18 protein-coding genes are annotated in these 22,693 nt (G+C 72.8%); 11 read left to right on the forward strand and 7 right to left on the reverse strand.

Annotated elements, in window-relative coordinates; translation table 11 throughout:
• The first annotated feature begins 81 nt into the window (after positions 1–81).
• Positions 82–1,578 carry a 30S ribosomal protein S1 gene (gene rpsA / locus ACFYPS_RS10910; RefSeq protein ID WP_354964915.1) on the forward strand — a complete coding sequence of 499 codons (1,497 nt, stop codon included), beginning with the start codon at positions 82–84 and terminating at the stop codon, positions 1,576–1,578.
• Positions 1,579–1,867: 289 nt separating this feature from the next.
• Positions 1,868–3,049: a dephospho-CoA kinase gene (coaE, locus tag ACFYPS_RS10915; protein WP_354964914.1), complete on the forward strand. Its 1,182-nt coding sequence runs from the start codon at positions 1,868–1,870 to the stop codon at positions 3,047–3,049.
• Positions 3,050–3,061: 12 nt separating this feature from the next.
• Here the strand turns inward: coaE and ACFYPS_RS10920 are convergent, their stop codons facing one another.
• Positions 3,062–4,582: a hypothetical protein gene (locus ACFYPS_RS10920; RefSeq protein ID WP_354964913.1), complete on the reverse strand. Its 1,521-nt coding sequence runs from the start codon at positions 4,580–4,582 to the stop codon at positions 3,062–3,064.
• A gap of 328 nt (positions 4,583–4,910) precedes the next feature.
• On the opposite strand from ACFYPS_RS10920, the gene uvrB reads away from it, so the two are divergent.
• Positions 4,911–7,019: an excinuclease ABC subunit UvrB gene (gene uvrB / locus ACFYPS_RS10925; protein ID WP_354964912.1), complete on the forward strand. Its 2,109-nt coding sequence runs from the start codon at positions 4,911–4,913 to the stop codon at positions 7,017–7,019.
• A gap of 140 nt (positions 7,020–7,159) precedes the next feature.
• Positions 7,160–8,017, forward strand: coding sequence for a helix-turn-helix transcriptional regulator (locus ACFYPS_RS10930; RefSeq protein ID WP_354964911.1), 858 nt, complete (start codon positions 7,160–7,162; stop codon positions 8,015–8,017).
• Positions 8,018–8,117: 100 nt separating this feature from the next.
• Here ACFYPS_RS10930 and ACFYPS_RS10935 read toward each other — a convergent pair whose 3' ends face one another.
• The gene (locus ACFYPS_RS10935) at positions 8,118–8,411 is read right to left on the reverse strand and encodes an antibiotic biosynthesis monooxygenase family protein (RefSeq protein WP_354964910.1); all 294 of its coding nucleotides are present in this window, start codon (positions 8,409–8,411) and stop codon (positions 8,118–8,120) included.
• An 85-nt stretch (positions 8,412–8,496) separates the two neighbouring features.
• Here ACFYPS_RS10935 and pnuC point away from each other — a divergent pair, with 85 nt between their 5' ends.
• The 3 genes from pnuC (at position 8,497) to ACFYPS_RS10950 (ending at position 11,601) form a co-directional block, all read left to right on the forward strand.
• Positions 8,497–9,150, forward strand: coding sequence for a nicotinamide riboside transporter PnuC (gene pnuC, locus ACFYPS_RS10940; RefSeq protein WP_354964909.1), 654 nt, complete (start codon positions 8,497–8,499; stop codon positions 9,148–9,150).
• A gap of 80 nt (positions 9,151–9,230) precedes the next feature.
• Positions 9,231–10,277 carry an AAA family ATPase gene (locus ACFYPS_RS10945; protein ID WP_354965117.1) on the forward strand — a complete coding sequence of 349 codons (1,047 nt, stop codon included), beginning with the start codon at positions 9,231–9,233 and terminating at the stop codon, positions 10,275–10,277.
• A 325-nt stretch (positions 10,278–10,602) separates the two neighbouring features.
• Entirely contained in the window at positions 10,603–11,601 is a 999-nt protein-coding gene (locus tag ACFYPS_RS10950) for a TerC family protein (protein WP_354965116.1), read from the forward strand.
• Between the two features lie 36 nt (positions 11,602–11,637).
• Here the strand turns inward: ACFYPS_RS10950 and ACFYPS_RS10955 are convergent, their stop codons facing one another.
• Both ACFYPS_RS10955 and ACFYPS_RS10960 read right to left on the reverse strand, forming a co-directional pair.
• Positions 11,638–12,555: an NlpC/P60 family protein gene (locus tag ACFYPS_RS10955; RefSeq protein ID WP_354964908.1), complete on the reverse strand. Its 918-nt coding sequence runs from the start codon at positions 12,553–12,555 to the stop codon at positions 11,638–11,640.
• A 58-nt stretch (positions 12,556–12,613) separates the two neighbouring features.
• Positions 12,614–13,711 (reverse strand): dipeptide epimerase, encoded by a 1,098-nt coding sequence (locus ACFYPS_RS10960; protein ID WP_354964907.1) that lies wholly within the window; start codon positions 13,709–13,711, stop codon positions 12,614–12,616.
• Positions 13,712–13,755: 44 nt separating this feature from the next.
• On the opposite strand from ACFYPS_RS10960, the gene ACFYPS_RS10965 reads away from it, so the two are divergent.
• Positions 13,756–14,553, forward strand: coding sequence for a tyrosine-protein phosphatase (locus tag ACFYPS_RS10965; RefSeq protein WP_354964906.1), 798 nt, complete (start codon positions 13,756–13,758; stop codon positions 14,551–14,553).
• A 32-nt stretch (positions 14,554–14,585) separates the two neighbouring features.
• Here the strand turns inward: ACFYPS_RS10965 and ACFYPS_RS10970 are convergent, their stop codons facing one another.
• The gene (locus ACFYPS_RS10970; protein WP_354964905.1) at positions 14,586–15,446 is read right to left on the reverse strand and encodes a serine hydrolase; all 861 of its coding nucleotides are present in this window, start codon (positions 15,444–15,446) and stop codon (positions 14,586–14,588) included.
• Positions 15,447–15,566: 120 nt separating this feature from the next.
• Entirely contained in the window at positions 15,567–17,435 is a 1,869-nt protein-coding gene (typA, locus tag ACFYPS_RS10975) for a translational GTPase TypA (RefSeq protein ID WP_354964904.1), read from the reverse strand.
• 133 nt (positions 17,436–17,568) lie between these two features.
• Here typA and ACFYPS_RS10980 point away from each other — a divergent pair, with 133 nt between their 5' ends.
• Positions 17,569–18,987 (forward strand): DedA family protein, encoded by a 1,419-nt coding sequence (locus ACFYPS_RS10980; protein ID WP_354964903.1) that lies wholly within the window; start codon positions 17,569–17,571, stop codon positions 18,985–18,987.
• A gap of 33 nt (positions 18,988–19,020) precedes the next feature.
• Positions 19,021–19,911, forward strand: coding sequence for a transglycosylase SLT domain-containing protein (locus tag ACFYPS_RS10985; RefSeq protein ID WP_354964902.1), 891 nt, complete (start codon positions 19,021–19,023; stop codon positions 19,909–19,911).
• A gap of 13 nt (positions 19,912–19,924) precedes the next feature.
• Here ACFYPS_RS10985 and ACFYPS_RS10990 read toward each other — a convergent pair whose 3' ends face one another.
• Positions 19,925–22,051 carry an efflux RND transporter permease subunit gene (locus tag ACFYPS_RS10990; RefSeq protein WP_354964901.1) on the reverse strand — a complete coding sequence of 709 codons (2,127 nt, stop codon included), beginning with the start codon at positions 22,049–22,051 and terminating at the stop codon, positions 19,925–19,927.
• 125 nt (positions 22,052–22,176) lie between these two features.
• On the opposite strand from ACFYPS_RS10990, the gene ACFYPS_RS10995 reads away from it, so the two are divergent.
• On the forward strand, positions 22,177–22,692 hold the full coding sequence (locus tag ACFYPS_RS10995) for a MarR family transcriptional regulator (RefSeq protein ID WP_354965115.1): 516 nt from the start codon (positions 22,177–22,179) through the stop codon (positions 22,690–22,692).
• Position 22,693 lies beyond the last annotated feature (1 nt).

The raw sequence follows: 22,693 nt of genomic DNA on the forward strand, positions 1-22,693 counted from the left end.
GGCGACGGATCCGCTGGCGCGAACAGGTCACCGCGACACCAGCCTGCTGTGACAACCCATCCGACCGGAGCAACCGCCCACATGACGAGCAGCATCGAGGCCCCCTCGAGCGCCACCCGGGTCACCCACGACGATCTCGGTTCCGAGGAGGCTTTCCTCGCCGCGATCGACGAGACCATCAAGTACTTCAACGACGGCGACATTGTCGAAGGCACCGTCGTCAAGGTCGATCGGGACGAGGTCCTGCTCGACATCGGCTACAAGACCGAGGGTGTCATCCCCTCTCGGGAGTTGTCGATCAAGCACGACGTGGACCCCGCCGAGGTTGTGACGGTTGGTGACCACATCGAGGCCCTTGTCCTCCAGAAGGAGGACAAGGAGGGTCGTCTGATCCTCTCCAAGAAGCGGGCGCAGTACGAGCGGGCCTGGGGCACGATCGAGAAGATCAAGGACGAGGACGGCGTCGTCCGCGGTTCGGTCATCGAGGTGGTCAAGGGTGGCCTCATCCTCGACATCGGGCTGCGCGGCTTCCTGCCCGCGTCCCTGGTCGAGATGCGGCGCGTGCGCGACCTGCAGCCGTACGTCGGGCGGGAGCTCGAGGCCAAGATCATCGAGCTGGACAAGAACCGCAACAACGTGGTTCTGTCCCGCCGGGCCTGGCTGGAGCAGACGCAGTCCGAGGTGCGCACCGAGTTCCTCAACAAGTTGCAGAAGGGCCAGGTCCGCAAGGGCGTCGTGTCCTCGATCGTCAACTTCGGCGCGTTCGTGGACCTTGGCGGCGTCGACGGTCTGGTGCACGTCTCCGAGCTGTCCTGGAAGCACATCGACCACCCGTCCGAGGTCGTCGAGGTGGGCCAGGAGGTCGAGGTCGAGGTCCTGGACGTCGACCTGGACCGCGAGCGGGTCTCGCTGTCGCTGAAGGCGACGCAGGAGGACCCGTGGCGGCAGTTCGCCCGCACCCACGCGATCCAGCAGATCGTGCCGGGTAAGGTCACCAAGCTGGTGCCGTTCGGTGCGTTCGTCCGGGTGGACGACGGCATCGAGGGCCTGGTCCACATCTCCGAGCTGGCCGAGCGCCACGTGGAGATCCCGGAGCAGGTCGTCCAGGTCGGCTCCGAGGTCATGGTCAAGGTCATCGACATCGACCTGGAGCGCCGCCGGATCTCGCTGTCGCTCAAGCAGGCCAACGAGGGCTTCGTCGAGGGCGAGGAGCACTTCGACCCGACCCTCTACGGCATGGCCGCGACGTACGACGCCGAGGGCAACTACATCTACCCGGAGGGCTTCGACCCGGAGACGGGCGAGTGGCTCGAGGGGTACGACAAGCAGCGCGAGACCTGGGAGAGCCAGTACGCCGAGGCCCGTCTGCGCTGGGAGGCCCACACCAAGCAGGTGCAGACCTCCCGGGCCGCCGACGCCGAGGCCGCTGCCAACCCGACTCCGGCCGTCCCGGCCGCTGGCGGCACCACCTCCACGTCCAGCCCGGCCCCGAGCCGGCAGGCCGAGGAGCCGGCCGGCACGCTGGCCACCGACGAGGCGCTCGCCGCTCTGCGGGAGAAGCTCGCCGGCGGTAAGTGACCCGCTGAACGACGACGGGCCCCGTCCCCGCGATCTTCGGATCGTCGGGGGCGGGGCCTTCGCCGTATCCCGCCCGCCGGTCCGGTACACGATCGGGTCGCGCTGAGCGAAGGGCACCCCGGCCGGGCCACCGTGCCGCTGGTCCCGCGCCCGGCCCGCAAGATCGTGGAAAGAGGGGCCTCCCGCTGGCCAGGTGACCACTACATCCAGGATCGAGCATGATCTCGCCACCGCCCGCCGTGCGCGGGTGGGTTTGGCGGCGGGGACCGAGATCCGGTTGACTGGTCCGGTGCTGAGAGTGGGATTGACCGGCGGGATCGGGTCGGGCAAGAGCGCGGTGGCCGCGCGGCTGGTCGAGCGGGGCGCCGTGCTCGTCGACGCCGACCGGGTGGCCCGGGAGGTCGTCGCGCCGGGCACCGAGGGGCTGGCCGAGATCGTCGCCGCCTTCTCCGAGCGGGTGCTGGACGCTGAGGGCGCGCTGGACCGCGCCGCACTGGGCGCGGTGGTGTTCGCCGACGAGACCGCCCGCCGCCGGTTGGAGGCGATCACCCATCCCCGGGTCCGGGCCCGCACCGCCGAGCTGGTCGCCGCGGCCGCACCCGACGCGATCGTCGTCAACGACGTACCGCTGCTGGTGGAGGTCGGTCTGGCGCCCACGTACCACCTGGTGGTCGTGGTGCAGACGGCCGTGCCGTCCCGACTGGAACGGCTGGCGCGCGACCGGGGGATGGACCGCGCGGAGGCCGAGCGGCGGATCGCCGCGCAGGCCGACGACGCCCGTCGCCGCACGGTGGCGGACGTGGTGCTGACCAATGACGGCAGCCCCGCGGCGCTGCACGCCGAGGTGGACAGGCTATGGCACCAGCGGCTGCTGCCCTACGAGCGCAACCTGCGTGAGCGGCGGGTGGTCCCGCCGGGCCGGGTCGACCGGGCCGAGGCCGACCCGACCTGGCCCGAGCAGTACGAGCGGCTGGCCGCGCGGATCCGGCACGCGCTCGCCCCGGCCGACCTGCGGATCGACCACGTCGGCGCGACCGCGGTGCCCGGCGTCGCCACCGAGGACGTCATGGACGTGCAGGTGGCCGTGCCCAGTCTCGCCGACGCCGACGGGACGCTGGCTGACCGGTTGGCGAACGCCGGGTTCCCGCGGGTCCCGGGGCAGTGGTGGGACGATCCGCGCCCGGCCGGCAGCGGCCGGTGGGAGAAGCGGCTGCACGGCAGCGCCGACCCGGCCCGCCCGGTGCGCCTGCACGTGCGGGTGGCCGGATCGCCGGGCTGGCGGTACGCGCTGCTGATGCGCGACCACCTGCGCGCCGATCCGGGCCAGCGGGCCGTGTACCTGCTGCTCAAGCGGGAATTGGTCGACGCGGCGCCGGTTGTCGGCGGTCCCGGTACGGCCGGCGACCCCCGGTTCGACGAGGAGTACCTGCGCGCCGAGCAGTGGGCCGCGCAGACCGGCTGGCGGCCGTAGGGACTGTTTCGGTCAGGTGGTGGCCGCGGAGCGGGGCACCGGCGCGAGCCGGGGTACCGAAGCGGGATTGAGGTCGAGTTGTGCCCACGTGCCGGGGGCGGTGCGCAGCTCCAGCCGGCGCAGCGACCCGTTCCGGTCGATCCAGTAGCGCAGGAGCGCGTCCGCCGTGCGCAGCTCGACGACGTCCACGGTCCGCCCGGCGGCGACGTCCTCGCGTACCCGCACGGCCGCGCCGCGCTGCCCGGCCGACCCGGCGGCGGCCACCGCCGCGCCAACCAGCAGGCTGAGGTCGTCCGTACCGGACCGGGTGAACCGCCACGCCCCGGCCGGGGGCGGCAGCGGCGGCCGACCCGGCGTCTCCGCAGTGCCACCGCCACCGGCCGCGGCCGGTACGTCCGCCCGGGCCAGGCCGGCGGTGTCCCGGCGGAGCAGGGTCCGGCGATCCGGTACGCCCAGATCGGCCACCGCCAGGTACGCGGTGCGCGCGGTCCAGCTCAACCAGCCGGCGCCCCGCAGGTTGGTGTCCGTGCCCACCGGGGCGGTCAGCGTCAGCGTGGCCCCGCCCTGCGCGCGCAGCCGGGCCGGCAGGCGGCTGAGCCGGTCCCGTTCGGCGTCGGTCAGCGCGCGGGGCAGCCCCGGCCGGCCACCGAGCGCGTCCACCGGCCGCAGCGTCGGCCGGTCCGCCCGGTTGAGGATCACGGTGACCGGCCCGACGCCGGGCAGCTGGGCGACCAGCTTGTGCAACCGGCTGTCCTGGTCGAGCCAGTAGCGGGTCTGCCCGTCCGGGTCGGCCTCGACGCCCGGCGGGCCGGCCGCCGCGCTGCCCGGTGCCGGGTTGCCGCTGGCGGGTGCGCCGCCCGGCAGCGGCGCCTGCAGGATGTCCACCGGGCCGGCGGCGACGGTGTCCCGGGCCACCCAGCGGGCACCGCCGTCGCGCAGTGCCTGAGCCGGGTCCGGGCGGTCGGCGGCGAGGCCGAGGAGCAGGTCGAGCACGGGAGCCAGGCCCGCGCCGGGTGCCAGGTGGTGCAGCCGCCAGTGGTCCGCCGGCGGCACCAGTGGGGGCGCGGCGGGGGTGGGCACCGCCGACGGGTCCGGCCGGATCACCAGCAACGGGCCGACGCTCTGCAACAGGCCCCGCTCGACGCCCGCGCCCGGCCCACCCACGTCGAGGTAGAGCAGCGGCCGCGACCAGTCCACCCACCCCACGAGTTCGGTACGGGCGGCACCGGTGCCGACCGTGACGCGGACCCCGGCGCGCAGGTCCCGCAGGTTGGTGACCCGCATCGCGGCCAGTCGCTCGCCCTCGGCCACGGTCAGCGGCCGGGCGGGCTCGGGTGGGTCGGGCGCCCAGCTCAACAACCCGATCACCAGCGCGGTCGCGGACGTGAGCGCGGTCAGGCCGAGCAGCAGGAGCACCGTCCGGCGGCGGCGGCCGGCTCGGGCCGGGCCGGTGGTGTCGGCGGCCGGGTCGGTGGCGCCGGCGGGGCGGGGCGTGCTGCTGGTGTCGCGCGTCGGGTTCGGAGAGGTGTCCACGGATGTGAAACGGGCCGGGCGGCGGCGGGGTGACGAGCACGGTCGGGTGGCGTCGCCGGAACGAGCAGGGGCGCTCGCGGCGGCCGGTCAGCGCCTCGAGCGCGACCACACCGGTGCGCACGCCGGACGCGCCGGGTGCTGCGACCGCTGTGCCGGGGGTGGCCGGCCGAGATGACGGCCTGGGCCACCGGCCCGGTCGGCCGCCGCGAGCGGCCTACAGCGAGAGCCTAGCGCCGGTGACATGTGCCACACAATGGGAATATTGAAGCTGATCACGTAACCGCCGTGACGGCCGTTCCTGTCGGACCTCCGGCGTACCGTTGAGGTCATGGCGCTCGACATTCCCCGGCTGGACAGCCGCTTCCAGGTCGTCAGTGACTTCCAGCCGGCCGGCGACCAGCCCGCCGCCATCGACGACCTTGAGCGTCGCGTTCGGCGTGGCGACCGCAACACGGTGCTGCTCGGCGCGACCGGCACCGGCAAGAGCGCCACCACCGCGTGGCTCATCGAGCGGCTGCAGCGCCCGACGCTGGTGCTCGCCCCGAACAAGACGCTCTGCGCGCAGCTGGCCAAGGAGTTCAGCGAGCTGCTGCCGCACAACGCGGTCGAATACTTCGTCTCCTACTACGACTACTACCAGCCCGAGGCGTACATTCCGCAGACCGACACCTACATCGAGAAGGACTCCTCGATCAACGAGGAGGTCGAGCGGCTGCGGCACTCGGCGACGATGTCGCTGCTGACCCGCCGCGACGTGATCGTGGTGGCGACCGTGTCGGCGATCTACGGCCTGGGCACCCCGGAGGAATACCTCGACCGGGCGGTCCGGGTCGAGGTGGGCCAGGAGCTCGACCGCGACAAGCTGCTGCGCCGGCTGGTCGACATCCAGTACACCCGCAACGACATGGCCTTCAACCGCGGCACCTTCCGGGTCCGCGGCGACACGTTGGAGATCATCCCGGCGTACGAGGAGCTGGCTGTCCGCGTCGAGATGTTCGGCGACGAGGTGGAGAAGCTCTACTACCTCAACCCGTTGACCGGTGACGTGGTCCGGGAGGTCGACCAGCTGGTGATCTTCCCGGCGACGCACTACGCGGCCGGCCCGGAGCGGATGGAGCGGGCCATCCGCGACATCGAGGTGGAGCTGGCCGAGCGGCTGGCCGAGCTGGAGCGGCAGGGCAAGCTGCTGGAGGCGCAGCGACTGCGGATGCGCACCACCTACGACATCGAGATGATGCGGCAGGTGGGCTTCTGCTCCGGCATCGAGAACTACTCGATGCACATGGACGGGCGGCTGCCCGGCAGCCCGCCGCACTGCCTGCTCGACTACTTCCCGGACGACTTCCTCACCGTCATCGACGAGTCGCACGTGACGATCCCGCAGATCGGCAGCATGTACGAGGGCGACGCCTCGCGTAAGCGGATGCTCATCGACCACGGTTTCCGGCTGCCCAGCGCGGCCGACAACCGGCCGCTGCGTTTCGACGAGTTCCTGGAGCGGGTCGGCCAGACGGTCTACCTCTCGGCGACTCCGGGCCCGTGGGAGTTGGAGCAGGCCCAGGGCGAGTTCGTCGAACAGGTCATCCGCCCCACCGGGCTGATCGACCCGGAGGTCGTGATCAAGCCGACCAAGGGCCAGATCGACGACCTGATGCACGAGATCAAGCTGCGCACCGAGCGGGATGAGCGGGTGCTGGTCACCACGCTGACCAAGAAGATGGCCGAGGATCTGTCGGACTACCTGCTGGAGAACGGCATCCGGGTGCGCTACCTGCACTCGGAGGTCGACACCCTGCGCCGGGTGGAGCTGCTGCGCGAGCTGCGCAAGGGCGAGTACGACGTGCTGGTCGGCATCAACCTGCTCCGCGAGGGGCTGGACCTGCCCGAGGTGTCGCTGGTGGCGATCCTCGACGCCGACAAGGAGGGCTTCCTGCGCAGCGGTCGGTCACTCATCCAGACCATCGGCCGGGCCGCCCGTAACGTCTCCGGCCAGGTGCACATGTACGCCGACAAGATCACCCCGTCGATGGCGGCCGCGATCGACGAGACCGATCGGCGTCGGGCCAAGCAGATCGCGCACAACGAGGCGCACGGGATCAGCCCGGAGCCCCTGCGCAAGAAGATCCACGACATTCTGGACGACATCTACCGCGAGGCGGAGGACACCGAGAACTCCCGGGTCGGGGGCGCGGTGCGCCAGCTCTCCCGGGGCAAGGCGCCGGTCAAGGAGACCCGCAGCCGCAGTCGGGCCGCCGCCACCACCCCGTCCCGGGAGGGGATGGCCCGTGCCGACCTCGCCCAACTCATTCAGGAGCTCAACGACCAGATGCTGGCCGCCGCACGCGAGCTGCAGTTCGAGCTGGCGGCCCGGATCCGCGACGAGGTCGCCGACCTGAAGAAGGAGCTGCGCGGCATGGACGCCGCCGGCGTGAAGTGACGACCACGCCAGCGGGCCGAAACGGCAGGTACGGGCCGGTCCGACCGGTCCACCGTGGGCGATTCGGCGGTTGCGCTACGCGAGCGTGGTATTGCACTGGGTGATCGTCCTGCGTACTCTCCCTCGGTGGGGAGGCGGGGATGCCGGTGCCAACAAGTCCTGTCATTCGACGTGTGCGGCTCGGCGCCGAGCTGCGCCAGTTACGCCGGCGCGAGGCGCTGACCCTGGAGCAGGTCTGCGACCGGCTGGGCTGGGCGTCGACGTCGAAACTGTCCCGCATCGAGCTGGGCCAGAGCCGCCCGGACCTCGCCGACGTCCTGGACCTGCTCGACGTCTACCAGGTGCCGGCGCCCGCCCGGGACGCGCTGATCGTGATCGCCCGGGACGCGGCCACCAGCCACGGCTGGTGGAAGACGCTCGGCGAGATGAGCGAGCGGCAGCGCACCTACGCCGAGCTGGAGGCGGGTGCCGCCCACATCGTCGAGTACCAGCCGGCGGTCGTGCCGGGGCTGCTCCAGACGCCGGCGTACGCCCGGTTGCGGGTCGCCGCCGGTGCCATGCTCACACCGGAGATCGACGTGGAGGCCGAGGTGCGCGCCCGGGCGCTGCGACAGGAGGTGCTGCGCCGAGCGGACCCGCCGCGCTACACGGCGGTGCTGGCCGAGGCCGTCTGCGACCCGGCTGAGCTGGCGGTTCCGGTCTGGCGCGAGCAGCTGCGGCACCTGGTCGCCGTGAGCGGGCTGGCGCACGTGACGGTGCGGCTGCTGCCCCGCAGCGTGGCCGGCGACGGGCTGCACCCGCTCACCCCGTACTCCTGCTATGCCTTTCCCGACCCGGCGGATCCGCGGACGGTGATGCTGGAGGCGTTGACCACCGACGTCCGGTTGACCACCCCGCTCGACGTCGACCGGTACGAGCGGATGACCGAGGCTCTGCTGACCGCCGCGCTGTCACCGGAGGAGACGGTCACCGCGCTGGCCCGCCGCGTCGGCGAGTGAGGGCACGGCGCGACCACCGGGCCCGGCGCCCCCGAGCCCGTCGGGACCGGCGGCCGGCGCGTGCGGTGGGCACGATAGCCGCGCGGTACGACAGCTCCGCTCAGGCCGGCACGTCGATGAAGTGCTCGACCAGGGGCGGCCCGGCGAAGTACGGCCCGATCAGCTCGCGCCACCGCTCGAACCGCTCGGTGGCCCGGAAGCTCTCCTCGTGCGCCTCGACCGAGTCCCATTCGACCAGTAGCACGAATCGCGTCGGGGACTCGATCCCCCGGTTCATCCGCACCGACCGGCAGCCGGGCGTCCCGGCGAGCACCGGGTGACCCTGGGCGTACGCGGCGGCGAACGCGTCCTCGTTTCCGGGCAGTACGTCGATCAGCGCGACCTCAAGCACCATGGTGGAGAGCCTCCCACGACGGGTCGGCCGAGTGGTGTCGTGGGGTCTGTTCCGGTGTCGACACAGACCCTAGGGTGGCACTGTGATGATCGACTGGCTGACCGGCACCGCGTTCCGGGTGGCCGGCACCGGCACCACCTGGGCGGAGCTGTTGGGGTTCGCCACCGGCGTGCTGAACGTCTGGTTGGTGGCCCGGCAGCGGATCTCGAACTGGCCGATCGGCATCGCCAACGTGCTGCTGCTCATGCTGCTGTTCTGGACTGCCGGCCTGTACGCCGACGCCGGGCTCCAGGTCGTCTACGTCGCGCTCGGCTGCTACGGCTGGTGGCAGTGGCTGTTCGGTGGCGAGCGGCGGACCCGGCTCACGGTGAGCCGGACCGGGCGGCGGGAGTGGCTGGCGCTGGCCGTCGTCGGGGTGCTGCTCACCGGGGCGCTCTGGGCGCTGCTGGACCGGGCCACCGACTCCACCGTGCCGCTGCCGGACGCGCTGACCACGGCCCTGTCCCTGCTGGCGACGTACGGCCAGACCCGCAAGCGGGTGGAGAGTTGGTGGCTGTGGATCGCCGCCGACCTGATCTACATCCCGCTCTACGCGTACAAGGGCCTGCACCTGACCGCCGTCCTGTACCTGGTCTTCCTGGCCCTCTGCGTGCTCGGGCTGCGCGCCTGGCGGGCCGACCTGCGCCGGGCCGCCGGGCCGACCGCGGTGCCGTCCGGGCCGGCGCCGGTCAGCGCGTGACCGGGCGGGCACCGGGCCACCCGTCGGCACCGACGCCGAGGTCGCCCGGACGGGCGTCGAACCCGGAGTTCGGGCACGGGATGGTGGTGGGGAAGTTCTATCCGCCGCACGCCGGGCACCACGCGCTGATCGAGGCCGCCGCCGCCCGCTGTGCCGCGGTCACCGTGGTGGTGGCGCCATCGCGCCGCGAGTCCATCCCGCTCGAGGCGCGGCTGGAATGGCTGCGGGAGGCGCACGCCCACACCCCGTGGGTCCGGTTCGTGGGTCGGTACGACGACCACCCGGTGGACTACGCCGACCCGGCGGTCTGGGACGCGCACTGCGCGGTGTTCCGTGCGGCGGTCGGACCGGAGGCGGTGGACGCGGTCTTCTCCTCCGAGGCGTACGGCGTGGAACTGGCGCGGCGCTTCGACGCCGTACCCGTGTCGGTGGATCTGGACCGGCGGACCGTGCCGGTCTCCGGCACCGCGGTGCGCGCGGACCCGGCGGGTCACTGGCGATGGCTGAGCCCGCCGGTGCGCGCCTGGTTCGTCCGGCGGGTCGTGGTGGTCGGCGCCGAGTCGACGGGCACCACCACGATGGCAGCGGCGCTGGCCGCGCACTACCGCACCGACTGGGTGCCGGAGTACGGCCGGGAGTTGACCGCCCGCAAGCTGGCCCGGCTCCGCGAACGCTCGCCCGGGGCGAGTGTGTTCGACGTCCGTTGGGACCGGGGCGACTTCCGCACGGTGGTCCGCGAGCAGCAGGCGGCCGAGGACGCGGCGGCCCGATCGTCCGGGCCGCTGTTGTTCTGCGACACGGATGCGCGGGCCACCGCCGTCTGGGAGGAGCGCTACCTCGGCAGCGCGTCCCCGCAGGTCCGGGCCGCGGCACGCCGGCCGGCGCTGTATCTGCTGACCGACCACCGGGACGTGCCGTTCGCCGACGACGGTCTGCGCGACGGGGAACACCTGCGGGGCTGGATGACCGAGCGGTTCCGCACCGAGCTGGTGGGGTGCGGCGTGCCGGTGGTGGAGCTGACCGGACCGCACGCCGAGCGGCTGGCCCGTGCGGTGGCGGCCTGCGACGCCCTGCTCGCCACCGGCTGGTCGCTCACCGACCCCCTTGTCGCACCTGACACGCACTAGCCTCCTAGGACGCCCGAGGGGACGTGTCGGACGCTATTCCCGTTCGGCGAGTGGGCGGTGACACCGAATGCCCGGGGTGCGATCACACCGCGTGGTGGGGGAGAATGGCCATCGAGGAGGGGAGTATTCCCTCGCGACGGAGTCGTCAGCACGGTCGATCGCCGGAACGTCGGCGGCCCCCGACCCGGCCCCGTCGGTCGCCGCCCGCTCGCGGGAGGCGGCGGAAGAGACCTCCGACAGTCACCAGAGTGAGCGTCAGCGGCACACCGGCCCTTTCGGGGGCGTACGGTGTGCCCGACGCCGCGTGTCTGCCGGAGGAATGAAGTTGGACGTGTCCGGATTGGTGTGGGCGGGGACTCTCGTCGCACTGACTGCGGTTCTACTCGTCGACCTGTTGATCATCGGTCGGCGTCCACACGAGCCGAGTGTGCGCGAGTCGAGCCTCTGGGTCGCCTTCTACGTCGGCCTGGCCCTGCTCTTCGGCGCCGGTCTCTGGCTGACCTCCGGGGCGAGCGCGGCCGGGCAGTTCTACACCGGCTGGCTCACCGAATACAGCCTCTCGGTGGACAATCTCTTCGTCTTCGTGATCATCATGGCCCGCTTCGGGGTGCCCCGGCAGTACCAGCAGAAGGTGCTGCTGGTCGGCATCGTGCTGGCGCTGGTGATGCGCGGTGGGTTCATCGCCGCCGGCGCCGCCCTGATCTCGCAGTTCTCCTGGGTCTTCTACATCTTCGGCGCCTTCCTGATCTACACGGCGGTCAACCTGGCCCGGCAGGGCGAGCCGGACGAGGACGAGTTCTCGGAGAACCTGCTGATCCGGTGGAGCCGTCGGGCGCTGCCGATCTCCAAGAGCTACGACGACGCGAAGCTGACCACCCACGAGAACGGCCGGCGGCTCTTCACGCCGATGCTGATCGTCATGATCGCGATCGGTACCACCGACCTGATTTTCGCGCTGGACTCCATCCCGGCGATCTTCGGCATCACCCAGGAGCCGTACCTGGTCTTCACCGCGAACGTCTTCGCGCTGATGGGCCTGCGTCAGCTCTACTTCCTGCTCGGCGGCCTGCTCGACCGGCTGATCTACCTGAGCTACGGGCTGGCCGTGGTGCTCGGCTTCATCGGGGTCAAGCTGGTGCTGGAGGCGCTGGCCGACAACAACCTGCCGTTCATCAACGGCGGGGAGCACGTGGGGTGGGCGCCGCACATCCCGATCTGGCTCTCCCTGCTGGTCATCCTCGGCACCCTGCTGGTCGCCACGATCGCCAGCCTGATGAAGTCCGCCCGGGACCGACGCCGCGAACTGGCCGAGGCTCGACGCTGACCCGCGCCGGCCGGGTGCGGGGACGCGCCCGGCCGGTCAGACCCGGTGCGCGCCGACCAGGGTGGCGGTCCGATCGGCCGGCAGCGGCTCCTCCACCACTCGCCGCCGCCGGTAGCAGGCGTGCAGCATCCGCCGGTTCTCGTGGTCGCCGGGGACGGCGGTGACGATGCCGATGTGATGGATCTTGCGGCCGGGTCGGGCGAAGAAGTAGAGGTCGCCTGGGCGCTCCTCGCCCAGCGGCAGTGGTGTGGTCGCCTGGGCCTGGTCGTCGGCGTCGCGGGGCAGCAGTACCCCGAAGCGGCGCCAGGCCAGGTGCACCAGCCCTGAGCAGTCGATGCCGTACGCGGAGAGCCCACCCCAGACGTAGACGACGTGCAGCAGCCGCTGCGCCACCGCGAGCGCGTCGGCGGCGTTGGGCGGCGTGGCCGGCGCGCAGGTGAGCTGACCGTCGGGCAGCCAGAGGGGCGCGGCCTGGCCGGGGACGTGCACCGGCTGCCAGCCGTCGCGCACCGGGCCGGCCGGGACGAGGCGGGTGCCGACGACCACGCCGGGCAGCACCACCGGCCCGTTCGGCGCGGCGCGCAGCCCGGTGACCGTGGCGTCCACCACCAGGGGGCGGCCGGTGACGGTCGGGTCGACGGGGGCCAGTTGATCGACGGGCAACCAGCCCGGGTAGCCGCGCGGGTCCAGCTTCGCGGCGGGTTGCTCGACGGCGACCACCCGCGCCCAGCCGTCCGGGCGCAGCTCGCTGATGTGCACCCGCTCGCCCAGCAGCAGCTGGCTCAGCACGCAGTCGCCGACCTGTTGGTCGGTGTCCAGGCCGGAGACCCAGGTCGGGATGTCGGCGCGCGCGGTCAGCGCCGGCTGATCCACCGGGCGGACCGCCTCGGGGGAGGTCCACATCGTCGCCACCGCGACCCGGACGACGGCCTCGCGGCCCGGCTGCAGCTCCACGTCAACCCCCAGCTCGTGTCCGCTGTCTCTGGAACCCTATGAAAGAAACCAACGATCATCAACTGCGGGGCTGCATCTTTACTTCAGCCAGGCCCGAGATGCCCAGGCCGGGAGCGTCCGGCAGCACCACCGTGGCGCCCTCGTAGCGGAGGCCGCCATGCACCGGTGACCAGGCCAGCCACCAGGCGGCGTCCAGGTCGGCGACGGCGGTGGTGCCGTACGCGCCGACCAGGCTCGCGGCCGCCCCGATGCCGACCTGGGTCTCCATCATCGACCCGACCACCGTGCCGAGCCCGTGCGCGGCGGCCAGCTCCAGCAGGGTGCGCGCCGGTTGCAGCCCGCCGGCCTTGGCCAGCTTGACGTTGACCAGGTCGGCGGCCCGTCGACGGATCACCTCCACCAGGTCACGGACCCCGAAGACCGCCTCGTCGGCCAGGATCGGCACGGACACCCGGTCGCTGACCCACGCGAGCCCGTCCAGGTCCCAGCGGGCCACCGGCTGCTCCACCAGCTCCACGTCGAGCCCGGCGTCCTCGATGCCGCGGATGACCCGCACCGCCTCCCGGGGCGTCCAGCCCTGGTTGGCGTCGAGCCGGATCCGGACCCCGGCGCCGACCGCCGAGCGGACCGCCCGGACCCGGTCCAGGTCGCCGGCCGCGTCGGTGCCGACCTTGAGCTTGAGCACGCCGAAGCCGTCGGCCCGTCGCTGTCGCGCGGCCGACGCCAGGTCCGCCGCGTCGCCCGCGGCCAGCGTGACGTCCGTGGGCACCCGCAGCGTGGTGCCGCCGAGCAACCGCACCAGGGGTACGCCCAACCGTCGGGCGGCCAGGTCGTGCAGGGCGACGTCGACCGCTGCCTTGGCCGCCTCGTTGCCGACCACCGCGCGCTGCACCTCGGCGCAGCGGGCCACCAGGTCGTCCGGGTCGCGCCCGGTGAGCAGGGGTCCGAGCAGCTCCCGTACGCACGCCTCGGCGCCAGCGACCGACGCGCCGGTGACCTGCCAGACCTGCGGCGCCTCGCCGAAACCGGAGCGGCCGTCGGCGTCGACCAGTTCGACGACCAGCGTTTCCACAGTGGTGGTACGGCGCAGCGCGGTGACGAACGGGGTGTGTAAGGGGGCGGAAACCCGGTGGGTGCGTACCGCCGAGATCGTCATGTGGGGCACCCTATACGCAGGCGCGCGGCGGGAGGGGAGACCGGATGACCGGGCGGGACTGGGAGATGGTGGGCGCACCGAACGCGCGTGACCTGGGCGGCATCGTCGGCGCCGACGGCCGGCGGGTGCGCCCCGGGCGGTTGATCCGGACTCCGGCGCTCGGCCGGCTCACCGACGAGGACCTGCCGGTGCTCGCGAAACTCGGCCCGGCCTGCGTGGTCGACCTGCGTGACGGCTCGGAGATCGCGGTGGCCCCGACGGACCGGCTGGTGGGCGAGCCGCAGGTGGTGCACCTGCCCGTGCACGACCCGGAGCACCCGGTCTTCACGTACGTCTCGGCGGTGCTGCTCGGCCACGACCTCGACGCGTACGCGGAGCTGGCCCGGCAGGGCACGGCGGCGGCGATGGCCGCGATCTACCGGTGGTTCGTCACCGGCGAGTCGGCGCGGGTCGGCTTCGCCGAGGCCGTGCGGCTGGCCACCCAGTCGGAGAACCTGCCGCTGATCTACCACTGCTCGGCCGGCAAGGACCGCACCGGCTGGCTCACCGTCATCCTGCTGACCGCCCTCGGGGTGGACGAGGCGACGGTCCGCGCCGAATACTTGCGCAACAACGCGCTGACCGACAGCCTGCGCGCGGTGATCGTCGAGGCGATGCGGCGCCGCCAGCCCGAGCTGGACGTCGAGGCGGTGCTGCCGGTGCTGGAGGTTCGCCCCGAGTACCTCGACGCCGGCTACCAGGAGGTACGCCGGGTGCACGGCTCGTTCGACGGCTACCTCCGCGACGGCCTCGGGCTGCCCGACGAGGTCCTGACGGCGCTGCGGGAGAACCTGCTGGAGTGACCGGTGCGCCGGCCGGCCCGCGGGTGTCGGGGTCAGAGCTGGTGGCGGGCCGCCCAGACCTGCGCCGAGACGTGGGCGATCAGCCGGCAGGCGTCATCCTCGACCTCGTCGCCGCTGGGGCCGCCGTCGGCCAGGTCGGTCGTCGTGCAGACGGTGATCACGTACGGCGGGGCGTCGTCGGGCAGGACCACCCCGGCGCCGTGCCGGACGCCGCGTACCCAGCCGTTCTTGTGCGCGATCCGGGTGCCCTCGGGCAGGCCGGCGGCCAGGTCCTCGCGGTGCTCCTGGGCGAGCAGCACGTCCAGCATGGCCGCGCAGCCGGCCGGCGAGGCGAGCCGGCCGGGGCTGGTGGCCCCGGTGGCGACCGCGCCGAGCAGGGCGGCCAGGTCGTGGGCGGTGACCAGGTTGGTGATGCCGGCCTCGCGGGCGGCGAAGTCCTCGATGCCGCGGCCGGTGACGCTGTGCCGGGCTCCGGCCAGCGCCCACACCTCGGCCACCGCGGGCAGGCCAACGTGGCCGATGATCAGGTTGGTGGCCAGGTTGCTGGACCGCACGATCATCCGGTCGGCGAGCCAGCGCAGCGGCGCGGTGCCGCCCACCCGGTCCCAGACCGCGTCGTCGTTGTCGTAGTGCTGCGCGCAGGAGAACCGGGGTGCGCCGGGCTGGGCCGAGCCGAACTCGTTGATCACCGGGACGGGGGCGTCCAGCTCCAGCGTGCCGGCCTCGGCGGCGCGGTGCAGCGCGGCGAGCACCGCCGCCTTCATGGTGCTGGCGGCGTAGTGGGCGGCGTCGGCATGGCGGGTCCAGGTGGGCGGCGCGTCGAGGCGGCCCACGTACGCCGAGACGGTGCCGGGCACCTTGTCCAGGTGGGCGTCGAGATCATCCCAGGTCATGCCGGTGACCGTAGCGGATCACCGGCGGGTCGGCCGGGCGGGCCCGCGTACCCCGCCGGAACGCGGACGGGCGCGCCGACCGCAAGCGGTCGACGCGCCCGGTGCCGGGTGCTGGTGGGGTCAGCCGGCGTGCTTGCGGCGGGCGGCGGCCCGGCCACGCAGCTGCTGGTCGAGCACGACCTTGCGGATGCGCACCGCGGTCGGGGTGACCTCGACGCACTCGTCCTCGCGGCAGAACTCGAGGGCCTGCTCCAGCGACAGCTTGCGCGGCGGGATCAGCTTCTCGGTCTCGTCGGAGGTCGACGCCCGCATGTTGGTGAGCTTCTTCTCCTTGGTGATGTTGACGTCCATGTCGTCGGAGCGGGAGTTCTCCCCGACGATCATGCCCTCGTACACCTCGGTGGTCGGGTCGACGAAGAGCTGGCCACGCTCCTGCAGGTTGATCATCGCGAAGGCGGTGACCGCGCCGGCCCGGTCGGCGACCAGGGAGCCGTTGTTGCGGGTCCGCAGCTCGCCGAACCACGGCTCGTACGACTCGAAGACGTGGTGCAGGATGCCGGTGCCCCGGGTGTCGGTGAGGAACTCGGTGCGGAAGCCGATCAGGCCGCGCGCCGGGACCAGCCACTCCATCCGGATCCAGCCGGTGCCGTGGTTGACCAGCTGCTCCATCCGGCCCTTGCGGGTGGCCAGCAGCTGGGTGATCGCGCCCAGGTACTCCTCGGGCGCGTCGATGGTCAGCCGCTCGACCGGCTCGCAGGTCTTGCCGTCGATCTCGCGGGTGACGACCTGCGGCTTGCCGACGGTCAGCTCGTAGCTCTCCCGGCGCATCTGCTCGACGAGGATGGCCAGCGCCAGCTCACCACGCCCCTGCACCTCCCAGGCGTCCGGCCGCTCGGTGGGCAGCACCCGCAGCGACACGTTGCCGACCAGCTCCTTGTCGAGCCGGTCCTTGACCATCCGTGCGGTGACCTTGGAACCCTTGACCCGGCCGACGTGCGGCGAGGTGTTGGTGCCGATGGTCATCGAGATGGCCGGCTCGTCGACGGTGATCAGCGGCAGCGGCACGGGGTTCTCCGCGTCCGCGAGGGTCTCACCGATCATGATCTCGGAGATGCCGGCGACCGCGATGATGTCGCCCGGGCCGGCGGACTCGGCCGGCTTGCGCTCCAGGCCCTCGGTCATCAGCATCTCGGAGATGCGGACCCGCTGGGTGCTGCCGTCGGTGCGGCACCAGGTCACCGTCTGACCCTTGTTGATGGTGCCCTGCCGGACCCGGCACAGCGCCAGCCGGCCCAGGAACGGCGAGGCGTCGAGGTTGGTGACGTGCGCCTGCAGCGGCGCGTCCTCGTCGTACGCGGGCGGCGGGATGGTGTCCAGCAGGGCGCGGAACAGCGGCTCCAGGGAGGTGCTGTCGTCGGGCACCGAGCCGTCGGCGGGCTGGGTCAGCGAGGCGATGCCGTCGCGGGCGCAGGCGTAGACGATCGGGAAGTCGATCTGCTCCTCGTCGGCGTCCAGGTCGAGGAAGAGCTCGTAGGTGTCGTCCACGACCTCCTTGATCCGGGCGTCGGGGCGGTCCACCTTGTTGATCACCAGGATGATCGGCATCCGGGCGCGCAGCGCCTTGCGCAGCACGAAGCGGGTCTGCGGCAGGGGGCCCTCGCTGGCGTCGACCAGCAGCACCACCCCGTCGACCATGGTCAGGCCGCGCTCCACCTCACCACCGAAGTCGGCGTGGCCGGGGGTGTCGATGATGTTGATGGTGACCGGGTCGGAGCCATCCGCCGGCAGGTAACGCACGCCGGTGTTCTTGGCCAGGATGGTGATGCCCTTCTCCCGCTCAAGGTCCCCCGAGTCCATCACCCGCTCGGTCGTCTCACCGCGGGCGCCGTACGCGCCGGCCTGCCGCAACATGGCGTCGACCAGGGTGGTTTTGCCATGGTCGACGTGAGCGATGATGGCGACGTTGCGGAGGTCGGTGCGAAGCTGCATACCCTCTATCCTTCCGCCTGCGCTCGCGCAGGCCGCGTCGGGGTCACCCCCAGGTGCCCCTGATCTCTGGTGAAACTGCTGTCCGGGTGGTTCTCCCGGCTGGCATGCTGGCTCCCGTGTCCCGGGGGCCTGAGTGCATGACCTGCTGACCTTGGTGCAGGGTCTGCCCACCCTGTGGATCTACCTGGTCGCCGCGCTGATTGTGGCGGGCGAGACCGCGGTGATCTTCGGCCTGCTCGTGCCGGGTGAGGCTACCCTGCTGCTCGTCGGCTTCCTCACCTACAACGGTACCTTGCGGCTGGGCCCGTCGTTGCTGGCGATGATCGTCGCCGCGGTCGCCGGTGACGCCCTGGCGTTCCGCGCCGGGCGGCGGTACGGCTCGCGGCTGCGTACCCGGCTGGGCCACCGGGTCGGGCCCGAGCGGTGGGGTCGGGCCGACGCGATGCTTGCCCGGCTGGGCGGGCGGGGTGTGTTCGCCGCGCGCTGGGTGGCCTTCGCCCGCACTCTGGTGCCCCGGCTGGCCGGCGCGGCCGGCATGCCGTACCGGCGGTTCGCGCCGTGGAACCTGGCCGGCGTGGTGACCTGGGTGGGCGGTTCGGTGCTGCTCGGTCACGTCGCCGGTGAGTCGTACGACACGGTCTCCCGGCTGCTCGGCCGGGCCACCGGGGCGGCGCTGGTGCTGCTGGCCGGCCTGCTGGGGGTGGTGCTCACCGGCCGGTGGTTGGGCCGTAACCCCGACCCGGTCCGGGCTCTGCTCTCGCGGGCCGGCGCGCTTCCGCCGGTGCGCTGGCTCAGCGCCCGCTACGGGGTGCTGTTCTTCCTGGTGGCGATACGGATCGGGCCGGCGTGGACGCTGCTGCTCAACCTCGCCGCCGGGCTGTTGCTGCTCTTCGCCGCCGGGCTCGCCATCGCCGGCCTGCTCGCCGTGGTGGTGCGCAACAGCGGGCTGTCCGCGCTGGACGGGGCGATCGGGGGCTGGTTCGCCGCCCGGCGGACCCCGGACGCCGCCGATGCCACCCTGGCACTGGTGTCGGTGGTGCGGGGGTGGGTGCTGATCGTTCTGGTGGCCCTGGTGGCCGCGGTGCTGGCCTGGCGGAATCGGCCGTGGCGGGCGGACCTGCTCAGCGTGGTCGGCACGGTGGGCGCGTTCGTGCCGCTGCTGGTGCTGGCCGTGGTGGCCGAGCTGACCGGGTCGCCGGGAGCGGGGCCGGGCGGCGGCGAGGGGGTCCCGTTCCCGACGCAGAACGCGGTGGTCGCGGCGAGCTTCTGCACCCTGGCCTGGCTGGTGTCCCGGGGCGCCCGCTGGCCGGTGGCGGTGGCCGCCTGGACGGCCGCCGCGGCAGGGGTGCTCGGGGTCGGCGGCGCCCGGCTCTACCTCGGGTTGGACACGGCGAGCGGGACCGCGGCGGCCGTGCTGCTCGGGGTGCTCTGGACGGTCGTGTTCATGGTCGCCTGGGCCACCCGGGACCGCGCGATGGGGGAGCGGGAGCAGCCGGAGGACCCGGTCCTGCCGCGCTCGCAGGGGCCTCGCCGCCCGGTCGAACCTTGCTAGGGTGCGGCGACGGTCACACGGGGGAGGAACGGCATGCGTGGACGGACCGGTCGGGTGGGTGCCGTGGTGCTCGCCGGGCTTCTGCTGACGGGCACGATGGTCGGCTGCGCCGACCGCGGTGAGCGCCCGCAGGGCCAGGCCGAGCCGGTCGCGGTCACCGATGCGCCGACGGACGCCCCGGTCGACGAGGCCGCCGCAGAGCCGAGCCCGTCGGCGAGCGGGGTGGCGGCGATGGGTGCCGCGCCGAGTCGCAGCGCGACCCCGACCCCGACCCCGAAGCCGACGAAGAAGCCGACCCGACCGTCCGGCCCGGCGACGAAGCCGCGCCCGGTGGCGAAGCCGCCCACCGAGACCAAGGTCCCGCCGGCGCCCCCGAAGCCGGCACCGACCTCCTGTAAGCCCAGCTACAAGGGCACCCAGGCGACCCGGGCCGAGACGAAGGCGGCGCTGGCCGACGCGGCCGCCCGCGTCTACTGGCCGACCTCCGCACCGGACATCAAGATCCCACTCGACCTGGTCAAGGCCACCGCCTGGCAGGAGAGCGGTTGGCAGTCCAACATCTATGCCTGCGATGGCGGCGTCGGGCTGATGCAGGTGATGCCGGGCACCGCGACCTGGATGAACCAGCGGTTCGAGCAGAGCTACAAGATCGACGACTACCGGGACAACGCGTTCCTGGGCGCCAACTACCTGGCCTGGCTGACCAAGTACATCGGCGACATGTACTTCGAGTCCGACTTCCGGCTCGACGCCGGCCTGTGCACCTCCGAGCTGAACTCCTGCCTGCTCAACGCGGTGATCGCCGCGTACAACTTCGGGCACGGGGCGGTGGCGCAGGAGGGGGAGCCGCTGGCCATCCCCAACCCGTCCTACGTGCGCAACGTGCGCGCGCTGATGACCGAATGCGTCTGCCTGGGGTACTGAGCGAGCCGATCGGTCAGCCGCGGGCGGCCACCGGCTCGGGCGGCACGGGCGTGTCCGCCGCGCTCTCGCGGGCTATCCGGCCGGGCCACCAGAAGCGGTCGCCGAGCATGAACGCCAGCGCCGGCACCAGGACCGTGCGGACCAGCAATGTGTCCAGCAGGACGCCGATGGACACGATGATGCCGATCTGGGTCAGCGTGATCAGGGGCAGCACCCCGAGCACGGCGAAGACCGCGGCGAGCAGCACGCCGGCGCTCGTGATCACGCCGCCGGTGACCCGGAGCGCGGAGAGCATCCCCTCCCGGGTGCCGGCGCTGCGGGCGTCCTCGCGGGCACGGGTGACCAGGAAGATGTTGTAGTCCACACCCAGCGCCACCAGGAACACGAAGGCGAGCAGCAGCACACCGCTGTCCAGTGCCGGGAAACCCAGCACGTGGTCGAAGAGCAGCCACGCCGCACCGAGGCTGGCGAAGAACGACGCGATCACGGTGAGCACCAGCAGCACCGGCGCGACCAGACCCCGCAGCAGCAGGACGAGCACCGCGCCGACCAGCAACAGGATGATCGGCAGGATCAGCCGCAGATCCCGGTCGTTGGCCTCCTCCGAGTCGTAGGTGCCGGCCACCGTGCCGCCGACGATCGCCCCGGACGGCGCGTCGGCGCCGTCGACCGCGGGCGGAGCGGAGTCGGGGACCGCGGCGACCGCGTCGCGCAGCGCCTCGATCGTGCGGTCGGACGCGGTCGTCCCCGGTTCGGCCTCCAGCACCACGTCGACCTGTGCGATGCCCTGGCCCGCCTCCCCGGGGCGGGCCGAGGCGACCCCGGGAACGGCGGCGGCGACGTCGGTGACCGTCCGCACCGCCGCCGGGGTGGTGAGCACGGCGACCGGCTGCGTGGTCCCGGCGGGGAAGGCCCGGGCCAGGGTCTGCGCGCCGGTCACCGCCTCGGGCTGGGCCCGGAACTGCTCGGTCTCGGACAGGCCGGTGCGGATCCCGAGCCCGCCCAGCGCCAGGGCGGCGAGCAGCAGCGTGGCCAGCACCGCGACCGGTACCGGACGGCGTTGCACGGCGGCGCCGAGCCGGCCCCAGAGCCGGCCCTCGCGGATCGCGCCGCCGACCCGGGGTACGAACGGCCAGAACAGGCCGCGGCCGAAGAGCACCAGCACGGCGGGGAGCACGAACAGCGCCGAGAGCACCGCGAAAACCACCCCGGTGGCGCAGGCCACGGCCAGTGCCCGGTTGGTCTCCTGCTCGCTGAGGAGCAGGGTGAGGACGCCGAGCACCACCGTGCCGCCGCTGGCCAGGATGGGCTCGGCCGTACGGCGCAGCGCGGCGCGCATCGCCGCGTACCGGTCCTCCTCGCGGCGCAGCTCCTCCCGGTAGCGGGCGATGAGCAGCAGCGCGTAGTCGGTGGCGGCGCCGAAGACCAGCACGCTGGCGATGCCGGTGACCTGGCCCTGCTGGAGGTTGATGCCGACGGCCGGCACGATCGTGTCCACCGCGCGCAGGGTGAGCTGCTCGGTCGCCGCGACGACGACCAGCGGCACGATCCACAGGAACGGGCTGCGGTAGGTGATCAGCAGCAGCAGCGCGACCACGGCGGCGGTCACCGCGAGCAGGGTGACGTCGGCGCCCTCGAAGACCGAGGCGAGATCGGCGGTGAAGGCGGGTGCGCCGGTGACCTCGACGGCGAGCCCGTCGGGCAGGTTGGTCAGCGCGGCGCGGAGCTGGGCGATCGTCTCGGTGACCTCGTCCTGTCCGCCGACGGTGCTGAGCGGCACGGCGACCAGCGCAACCGTCCCGTCCGGGGAGAGCTGCGGGGGGCTGACCCGCCCGCCCACCGCGAAGCGGCCCAGGTCTGCGGAGCGGCCGGCGACGGCGGCCCGGTCGGCTTCGCTCAGCGCGCCGCCGTCACCGCGGCTGACCACCACGATGGCCGGCTGGACCTCGCTGGCGGGCAGCTGGTCCTGCAAGCGCTGCACCTGAGTCGACTGCCACTGCGCGGACAGGCCGGTGGCGGAGACCGGCGCCGGGTTGTCCGGCTGGGGCAGCCCGAAGACGGCCGCGCCGACGACGATCGCGGCGGCCACGGTGAGCCAGGCGGCCAAACGGCCGCGGGCGACTCTGGTGAAGGCAGACATCAGGGTGACCTCGGAGCATCTCGATCGGAGAGTATCTTGATTACCGAGATTATCGACGGCTGTTCTATGCTGCAACCCGAGGGACCGACGACGGGAAGAAGCGGCGCGACGTGGTGACTCACGGCATGTACCGGCGGCGCGACACGCGCCGGGAGCAGCTGGTCGCGGAGATCACCAACAACCTGCGGCGGTACGCGGCGGACGCCCAGCAGGTCGGCCACGCCTTCGCCAACCTGCACGGGCTCAACCCGACCGACCTGAACGCGCTGCTCGCGGTGATGGACGCCGAGATCCTCGGCGACCCGATCACCCCCGGCCGCCTCGGTGAGCAGCTCAACCTCTCCTCCGGCTCGGTCACCGCCCTGATCGACCGGCTGGAACGAGCCGGCCACATCCGCCGGGACCGGGACACCGTCGACCGGCGCAAGGTGCTGCTGCACTACGCCGACCAGGGGGCCGCGCTGGCCATGGAGTTCTTCCAGCCGCTGGGCGCCCGCACCGACTCGGTGATGGCCGAGTTCGACGAGGACGAGCTGGAGGTGGTGCACCGGTTCATGGCGCGGATGAGCGACTCGCTGCGAGCGCACCGCGACGCCGTGCGCGCCGCCCGGCCCGAGCCGACCCGCCGCCCGACAGGCTGAC

Source organism: Micromonospora sp. NPDC005087, assembly GCF_042872965.1.
GTDB lineage: Bacteria > Actinomycetota > Actinomycetes > Mycobacteriales > Micromonosporaceae > Micromonospora.